This window comes from Nocardioides sp. NPDC127514, from assembly GCF_040302125.1.
Taxonomy (GTDB): domain Bacteria; phylum Actinomycetota; class Actinomycetes; order Propionibacteriales; family Nocardioidaceae; genus Nocardioides.
Map to the genome: position 1 here is coordinate 1 of NZ_JBEORF010000058.1, position 8,090 is coordinate 8,090.

9 protein-coding genes are annotated in these 8,090 nt (G+C 68.0%); 2 read left to right on the plus strand and 7 right to left on the minus strand.

The window, feature by feature from the left end; genetic code table 11:
* Window positions 1-54 precede the first annotated feature (54 nt).
* From ABTX24_RS29525 to ABTX24_RS29535, 3 genes are read right to left on the minus strand one after another with little or no spacing between them, the layout of a single operon-like run.
* Window positions 55-258 (minus strand): hypothetical protein, encoded by a 204-nt coding sequence (locus ABTX24_RS29525; RefSeq protein ID WP_160027689.1) that lies wholly within the window; start codon window positions 256-258, stop codon window positions 55-57.
* Between the two features lie 26 nt (window positions 259-284).
* Window positions 285-1,409 (minus strand): fatty acid desaturase family protein, encoded by a 1,125-nt coding sequence (locus ABTX24_RS29530; RefSeq protein ID WP_350844737.1) that lies wholly within the window; start codon window positions 1,407-1,409, stop codon window positions 285-287.
* Window positions 1,410-1,433: 24 nt separating this feature from the next.
* Window positions 1,434-2,528 carry a flavin reductase family protein gene (locus tag ABTX24_RS29535; protein WP_350844739.1) on the minus strand — a complete coding sequence of 365 codons (1,095 nt, stop codon included), beginning with the start codon at window positions 2,526-2,528 and terminating at the stop codon, window positions 1,434-1,436.
* Window positions 2,529-2,674: 146 nt separating this feature from the next.
* Here ABTX24_RS29535 and ABTX24_RS29540 point away from each other — a divergent pair, with 146 nt between their 5' ends.
* Window positions 2,675-3,334 carry a TetR family transcriptional regulator gene (locus ABTX24_RS29540; RefSeq protein WP_350844741.1) on the plus strand — a complete coding sequence of 220 codons (660 nt, stop codon included), beginning with the start codon at window positions 2,675-2,677 and terminating at the stop codon, window positions 3,332-3,334.
* Between the two features lie 4 nt (window positions 3,335-3,338).
* Here ABTX24_RS29540 and ABTX24_RS29545 read toward each other — a convergent pair whose 3' ends face one another.
* From ABTX24_RS29545 to ABTX24_RS29560, 4 genes are all read right to left on the minus strand, one after another.
* Window positions 3,339-4,904, minus strand: a complete 1,566-nt coding sequence (locus ABTX24_RS29545; protein WP_350844743.1) for an MDR family MFS transporter — start codon at window positions 4,902-4,904, stop codon at window positions 3,339-3,341.
* Between the two features lie 200 nt (window positions 4,905-5,104).
* Window positions 5,105-6,073: a zinc-binding dehydrogenase gene (locus ABTX24_RS29550; RefSeq protein ID WP_350844745.1), complete on the minus strand. Its 969-nt coding sequence runs from the start codon at window positions 6,071-6,073 to the stop codon at window positions 5,105-5,107.
* Between the two features lie 121 nt (window positions 6,074-6,194).
* A complete protein-coding gene (locus ABTX24_RS29555; RefSeq protein WP_160027677.1) occupies window positions 6,195-7,388 on the minus strand; it encodes an NAD(P)-dependent malic enzyme in 1,194 nt (397 codons plus the stop codon).
* A 163-nt stretch (window positions 7,389-7,551) separates the two neighbouring features.
* Complete coding sequence (locus ABTX24_RS29560) at window positions 7,552-7,926, minus strand: S24 family peptidase (RefSeq protein WP_160027675.1); 375 nt, start codon at window positions 7,924-7,926, stop codon at window positions 7,552-7,554.
* A 54-nt stretch (window positions 7,927-7,980) separates the two neighbouring features.
* Here ABTX24_RS29560 and ABTX24_RS29565 point away from each other — a divergent pair.
* Window positions 7,981-8,090 (plus strand): superoxide dismutase [Ni] (locus ABTX24_RS29565; RefSeq protein ID WP_305367623.1); only part of this gene is annotated, 110 nt, incomplete at its 3' end.

Genomic DNA, 8,090 nt, shown 5'->3' on the forward strand with positions numbered 1-8,090 from the left:
GGACGAAACCATGGTTTCGTCGCCCACAACTGCGGATTCGGCCGCCAGAACTACCTATTCGCCGAGGTCTTTCTCGGCACGCTTGGCGGCGGCACGGAGCTCGAAGAGCTCGGTGGCGAGGCCACCGATGGCACCGGCCACGTCGCGTACGGCGCCGGTGATGATCATGGTGACCTGGCCGACGGTGGTCGCGGTGACCTCGACGGCGCTCTGCGCGACATCCTTGCGGATCTCGTTCTTGCTCAGCTCGGGCTCCATGACAACCCATTGTGGCTGCTCAGGCGTCATGCCGCGACTCCCTGGAGAGCGGGAGCCGTCTCGGCACCGTCGGCGGCGGGGCGCTTGCGGTCGGGGAGGGCGTACTTGCAGATCTTCTTGAAGACGCCCCACAGCTGCTGGTGCAGCGGGCCGGTGTTGTACGCCAGGTCGTAGCGCTCGCAGATCTCGCGGACCTCCTCGGCGATCTCCGGGTAGCGGCGGGCGGGGAGGTCGGGGAAGAGGTGGTGCTCGATCTGGTGGGACAGGTTCCCGGACATGATGTGGAAGATGCGGCCACCGGTGATGTTGGCGGAGCCGAGGAGCTGGCGGTAGTACCAGTGCCCCTGGGTCTCGTCCTCGCACTCCTCCTGCGAGAAGGAGGCGACGCCGGCCGGGAAGTGGCCACAGAAGATGATGTTGAACGCCCAGATGTTGCGTACGAGATTGGCGACACCGTTGCCCAGGAACGTCAGCGGCGCCAGCGGACCGGAGAGCAGCGGGAACAGGACGTAGTCCTTCAGCGCCTGGCGCTTGACCTTCTTCATGAGGCCGCGGTGCAGCTCGGCGTTGTCCGACATCTTGCGCTTGCCGGCGACGATGTTCTCGACCTCGAGGTCGTGCATCGCGACACCCCACTCGAAGAAGATCATCAGCAAGAACGCGTAGATCGGGTTGCCCAGGAAGTAGGGGTGCCACTTCTGGTCCTCGTCCATCCGCAGGATGCCGTAGCCGATGTCGCGGTCCTTGCCGAGGACGTTGGTGAAGGTGTGGTGGATGTAGTTGTGGGAGTACTTCCACTGGTCGGAGGGGCAGACGTTGTCCCACTCGAACATGCGCGAGTTGAGGTCGGGGTCGCCCATCCAGTCGTACTGGCCGTGCATGACGTTGTGCCCGATCTCCATGTTGTCGAGGATCTTGGAGATCGACAGACAGGCGACGGCCGGGACCCAACCGATCACGGGCAGGTAGAAGAGCGCGCGGCCGGCGAGCTCGAAGGCGCGCTGCTTCTTGACGATGTCGTAGATGTACGTCGAGTCCTTCTCGCCCAGGTCGGCGACGATCCGCTGGCGGATGGCCTCCATCTCGGCGCCGAACGCCTCCAGCTCCTGGGGGCTCAGTCGGCGGTTTCCGGTCTTCTCAACAGTGGTCATGGGGGTGTCTCCTTGAAGGAATCGTCAGAGGTCCACGGAGCAGTCGCCCTCGGGCGTGCTCACGCAGATCCGGATCTGCTCGTCGGGGAGCTCGGAGGTCTCGCCGGTCAGGACGTTGCGGACCCGCCCGGAGCTCTTGTTGGTCGTGCAGGAGAAGCAGATCCCCATCCGGCAGCCGGACTCGGGGGTAAGCCCCGCGGCCTCGGCCTGGTCGAGGATCGTGGCGCCGTCGTTGGCGACGGTCTTGCCGGTGCGCGCGAACTCCATCTCGCCGCCGGCCACGCCGGCATTCTTGGGCGGCTTGAAGTACTCCACCCGGAGCGACTCCGTACCCTCGTACGCAGCCTGAGCCGCCTCGATGAGCGAAGCCGGTCCGCAGGCCCAGGTCGGCAGTTCCCGATATCCCGGGACCAGCTTCGAGAGCAGCGCCGGGGAGAGGTACGGCGCCCCGTCGGCGGTGTGGAGGATGTGCAGGTCGACGCCGTGGCCCTGGTGACGGATCTCCTCGAGCTCGTCGGCGAAGATCTGGCGGTCGGCGCTGGGCGCCCAGTGCAGGAAGGTGACCTTGCCCCGGTGCGTACGCCGCTGCAGGGAGCGGAGCATGGACATCACCGGAGTGATCCCGGAACCGCCCGAGATCAGCACGATGTGCTCGGGCACGCGGTCGGGGAGGACGAAGTCGCCCTCGGCCTGAGACAGGTGGACCAGGGTGCCGACGGTGGCACGCTCGGTCAGGTACTTGGAGATGCTGTAAGGGGTCGCGTGCTCGTCGTCGTGGGCACGCACCGTGATGGTGAGCGGCTCACCCGGCTTCCCCTCGGTGTTGGAGACGGTGAAGACGCGGGTGGTGCGCCGCCCCTCGCCCGTGTCGATGCCGACACTGACGTGCTGGCCGGCGCGGTGGCCGCGCCAGGTCGAGGTGGGCTGGAGCGTCACGGTCGCCACCCGGGGCGCGCCGGGCGCGCTCACCTCCGGGTGGATGTCGGTGATGCGGGCGCGCACCTCGTGCGCGGCCAGCATCGGGTTGATCTGGGTCAGGTAGCGGTCGATGCCGTGCGGTGAGGCGAGCGCCGCAACCGTGCGGGAGCGGAGGATCCGGCCGCCGAGGTCGAGTGCCATGTGTATCGCCTTTCAGTGAACATCTGTACACCGACAACCATGGCGGGTCATCACAGCACCCGTCAAGACGCCATGGACGTGGTCCAGATCACGGTGTACAGGTGTGCACCTGACGGTCCGTCGCCCGCTGCCCCTAGGATGGTCTGGTGATCGATACGGGTGCGGAGCCGGAGAGCCGTGCGGAGCGCAAGCTTCGGACCCGGCGAGCGATCCTGGACGCGACGCTGGAGCTGTGCACGGACAGCTCGCTGACGGCGCTCTCGCTACGCCAGGTCGCCAAGCAGGTCGGCATCGTGCCGACCGCGTTCTACCGCCACTTCGACTCCATCGAGTCGCTCGGGCTGGCGCTGGTCGAGGAGTCCTTCGACTCGCTGCGCGACCTCTTCCGCGACGTACGCCGCAACGCCCAGGCCGACCAGGACCCTTCGACAAGCTCAGGACATCGCATCGTCGACGGCTCGATCGATGCCCTGGTCGACCACGTCCACCGGCGCCGCGACCACTTCGGCTTCATCGCCCGCGAGCGTGTCGCCGGGCCGCGTTCGGTGCGCGACGCCATCCGGCGCGAGATCGAGCTCTGCGAGCGCGAGCTCGCCACCGACCTGGCGCTGATGACCGGCACCGACACCTGGACGGCCAAGGACCTGCACGTGCTCTCGTCGCTGTTCGTGACCGTGCTGGTCGCGACGGCCGAGCAGATCCTCTCCACCACCCGCCCCGAGCAGGAGGAGCAGATCGTCGCCACTGTGCGCACCCAGCTGAGGATGCTGCTGATCGGCGTCTATCAGTGGCGCTCGGAGCCGTAGCCGACTAGCAGCCGCACACCGCGGGCTCGCGGCCGTGCTCGCACAGCTCCGCGAGCTCGGCATCGATATCGGCACCCGGCTCCCCCGCCGAGTCGCCAGCCGAGTCTTCAGCAGAGTCCTCAGCAGAGTCCTCGTCAGACTCGCCGTAGCCCTCAGCCCGAGCCGGCAGCAGGACCGCCATCACGACCACGATCAGAGCCAGCGCGGCACTGACCATGAAGGCGGCCTGCAGGCCGCTCACCTGGGCCGCGACGGCACCGACCTCGTCGATGACCTGGTCGCTGCGTACGGACATCACGGTGACCGCCAGGGCGGTGCCGAACGCCGCCGCGACCTGCTGGAGCGTGCCCAGGATCGAGGAGCCGTGGGAGTAGAGGTGCGACGGCAGCGACCCGAGACCCAGCGTGAAGACCGGGGTGAAGGCAGCCGCCAGGCTGACCATCAGGATCAGGTGGAGCACCAGCACGAGCAGGTAGGGCGTGGTCAGCGAGATCTGGGCGAGCCCGGCGAGAGCGACCACGATGCCGACGGAGCCCGGGATGACGAGCACCCGGCCACCGTAGTTGTCGAAGATCCGTCCCACGGTCGGCCCGAGCAGACCCATGGCCAGGCCACCGGGCATGACCAGCAGGCCGGTCATCAGCGGGGACAGACCGCGCACGGTCTGCAGGTAGAGCGGCAGCAGGATCATCGAGCCCATCATCGCCAGGAACGCGATCGCCATCAGGACCAGCGACTTGGTGAAGGTGGGGTGCAGGAACGCGCGCAGGTCCAGCAGCGGCGATCCGACCCGCTGCAGCCGGAGCTGACGGAGCACGAACGCGAGGATCAGCAGGGCACCGAAGGCCGCGATGACGACCGGACGCCCGACCTCACCCTCGGCGAACCGGCTCAGCCCGTAGACGAGCGAGCCGAACCCGAGCGCGGCGATCACCACGGAGGCCCAGTCCACGCTCGACTCCGCGGGCTCGTTGACGTTCTCCAGCCGGCGCAGCCCGGACCAGGCGACGCCGACGGCGATCGGCAGGACCAGCAGGAAGAGCAGTCGCCACGAGCCGAAGCCGAGGATCAGTCCGGAGATCGTCGGGCCCAGCGCCGGCGCGACCGAGATCGCCATGGTGACGTTGCCCATCACCCGGCCCCGGTCGTTCTCGTCGACCACCGTCATCAGCGTGGTCATGAGCAGCGGCATCATCACCGCGGTGCCGGCGGCCTGGATGACCCGGCCGGCGAGCAGGATCCCGAAGACCGGCGCGATCGCCGAGATCAGGGTGCCGGCGATGAAGACACCCATCGCCGTGGCGTACGCGGTCCTGGTCGTCACCCGCTGCAGGAACCAGCCGGTCACCGGGATGACCGACGCCATGGTCAGCATGAACGCGGTCGAGACCCACTGAGCGGCATGCTCGGTGACCCCGAAGCTGTTCATCAGGTTCGGGATCGCGTTGAGCATGATCGTCTCGTTGAGGATCACCACGAAGGTGGCCAGCACGAGCAGGGTGATGACGGCAGGCGTACGCCGCTTCTCACCGTCGAGTGGACGGTGTGATGTTGTGACGGCAGCAGTCATGACGTGTTCCTCGGGTCGTACGCAGGGGCCCGGTGCCGCCCGCTCTATACATAGATCGAACGGGCGGGGCCGATTTCGACATCACGCCACGAGAAACTTTTCGAGCCCCCCCGGCAGTGACACTCAATGGTCCCTTGTTGAACCGGGGAGAGTCGAACGATATTCCGTACGTCACACGGCCGTACGTCACGCTGCCGGCGTCACAGGGTGAAGACGACCTTCCCGAAGAGATCACCGGCGTGCATCGCCTCGAAGCCGGCCTTGGCCTCGGTCAGCGGCATGGTGCGGTCGATCAGCGGGCGGGTGCCGGTGGCCTCGAGCAGCGAGACCAGGCTGGCCAGCTCGTTGCGGGTGCCCATCGTCGACCCGATCACCTTCAGCTGCAGGAAGAAGATGTTGGTCAGCAGCGCGTCGTCGAGGTTCGCCCCCGACGTGGTCCCGCTGATGATGATCGCCCCGCCGGGACGCAGCGAGCGCACCGAGTGCTTCCAGGTCGCGCGGCCGACGGTCTCGATCACCGCGTCGACCTTGACCGGCAGCCTCTCCCCCGACGGCAGGGCCTCGTGGGCACCGAGCTCGAGGGCACGCTTCTGCTTCGCCTCGTCACGCGAGGTTGCATAGACCTTGAGGCCGGCCGCCCGCGCGAGCGTGATCGCCGCGGTCGCCACTCCCCCGCCGGCGCCCTGCACCAGGACCGAGTCACCGGCCTTGAGCCCACCCTGGGTGAACAGCATCCGGTAGGCCGTCAGCCATGCCGTCGGCAGGCAGGCGGCCTCCTCGAACGACATCCCAGCCGGCTTCGGCACGACGTTGCGCCGCGGCACGATGACCTTCTCGGCGAAGGTGCCCTGGTGACGCTCGGAGAGCAGCGACCGCTTCGGGTCGAGGGTCTCGTCGCCGGTCCAGTCGGGCGAGGAGATCACCGAGTGCACCACGACCTCGTTGCCGTCCTCGTCGAGGCCGGCCGCGTCGCAGCCCAGGATCATCGGCAGCGCCTCGGCCTTGAGCCCGACCCCCTGCAGCGACCACAGGTCGTGGTGGTTGAGCGAGGCTGCCTTGACGGTGACCGTCGTCCACCCGTCCGGAGCGACAGGGTCGGGCCGCTCCCCCAGCACGAGGCCGGAGATCGGATCGTCGGATGAGAACTTCTCGGCGTACGCAGCGAACATGCGCCCGACCCTACCGACCTGAGCGGTTCCTCGATCAAGGTGTGCAGATCGCGGGACACATCCCCAGCGGAGCTCCGCCGGGGATGTGTGCCTTCGTCTGCATCACTTGCCGAAGGAACGCTCAGGCGCGAGCGACCCCGTCGATCCGAGCGGCCTCGGCGACCGCAGCGGAGACGGCGGGACCGACGCGGGGGTCGAACGGCTCGGGGATGATCTTGTCCGCGGAGAGCTCGTCACCGACCAGAGCGGCCAGCGCCTGGGCGGCGGCGAGCTTCATCCCCTCGGTGATCGAGGAGGCGTGCACGTCGATCGCACCCCGGAAGATGCCGGGGAAGGCGAGGACGTTGTTGATCTGGTTGGGGAAGTCCGAGCGACCGGTCGCGACGATGCTGGCGTACTTGTGCGCCACGTCGGGGTGGATCTCCGGGTTCGGGTTGGCCATCGCGAAGACGATGGCCTGCGGGGCCATGGTCGCGACGAGCTCCTCGGGGACGGTGCCGCCGGAGACGCCGACGTAGACGTCGGCGCCGGACAGCGCGTCGGCCAGCGAGCCCGAGCGGCCGGTGACGTCCGCGGTCACCTCGGCGATCGCCTTCTTCGACTCGGTCAGGTCCGAGCGGGTGGAGGAGATGACGCCCTTGCGGTCGAGCAAGGCGAGGTCCTTGATGCCGAACTCGAGCAGGATCTTGGCGACCGCGACGCCGGCGGCACCGGCACCGGAGATGACCACGCGGGTCGACTCCGGGTTGCGGCCGGTCAGCTTCAGCGCGTTCATCAGCGCGGCCAGCGTGACCACGGCGGTGCCGTGCTGGTCGTCGTGGAAGACCGGGATGTCGAGCGCCTCCTTGAGGCGGTCCTCGATCTCGAAGCATCGCGGCGCGGAGATGTCCTCGAGGTTGATCCCGCCGAAGCTCGGCGCCATCCGGATGACGGTCTCGACGATCTCGTCCACGTCGGTGGTGTCCAGGCAGATCGGGATCGAGTCGACGCCGCCGAACTCCTTGAACAGGACCGCCTTGCCCTCCATCACCGGCATCGCGGCGGCCGGGCCGATGTCACCGAGACCGAGCACCGCGGTGCCGTCGGTGACGACCGCGACGGTGTTGGGCACCCAGGTGTAGGTGTGGGCCAGCTCCGGGTTCTCGGCGATCGCGGTGCAGACCCGGGCGACACCGGGGGTGTAGGCCATCGAGAGCGATGCCTTGTCGGAGACCGATGCGGTCGCCGCGATCGCCATCTTGCCGCCGCGGTGAAGCTCGAACACCGGGTCGCCGTCATAGGCGGTGCTCTCGGTGGACAGGGTGGACTCGGTCATAGGGGGCCTCCAGAAAACTACTGACTCGGACGTCGGGCGGTCGAACGCGAGCCGAAGGGTGGAGCCGCGCAAGGCGCCATCTACAGGGATGTGATGCCCGGATGGCAGTTTCCCACAGGCTACCGGAGGAAGCGGTTGATGTTTCCTACAGGTGACGAAGCCCTCATCTGGAGCCCTCATCCAGAGACTCACCCAGGAAACGTGGGCGTGGCCAGAGTCGGGCCACGACGACGCCGAGCACGTCGGAGTCCGCGACGGGCCCCCGGTGACGGGAGTCGATCACCCCGGGAGCGGCCGGGTTGTCCGAGAGCAACCACCACCCGGGGCGCCCGGAGACGGTCGTACGCCGCTCCACCGCCCGCTTCACCACGACCGCCCCGTCGGCGAGCCGGGCGACGACCACGCACCCGGGCTTCGGCGTACGTCCGTAGGAGACCCACAACCGGTCTCCTGCTCGCAGCGTCGGCTCCATCGAGACCCCTACGACCTTCGCCATCCCCCAGCTGTGTCGGGGTGCCCTGGCCGCGATGTCTTCCATGCGGAGTAGTGTCGCAATCCGTAGGACACATGAACACTCTTTGAGAGGACCCGCATGTTCGCGCGACTTTTCGCTCCCACCATCGAGGTCTCGGCCCACTGCGACCTGCCCTGCGGCGTCTACGACCCCGCCCAGGCCCGCATCGAGGCCGAGTCCGTCAAGGC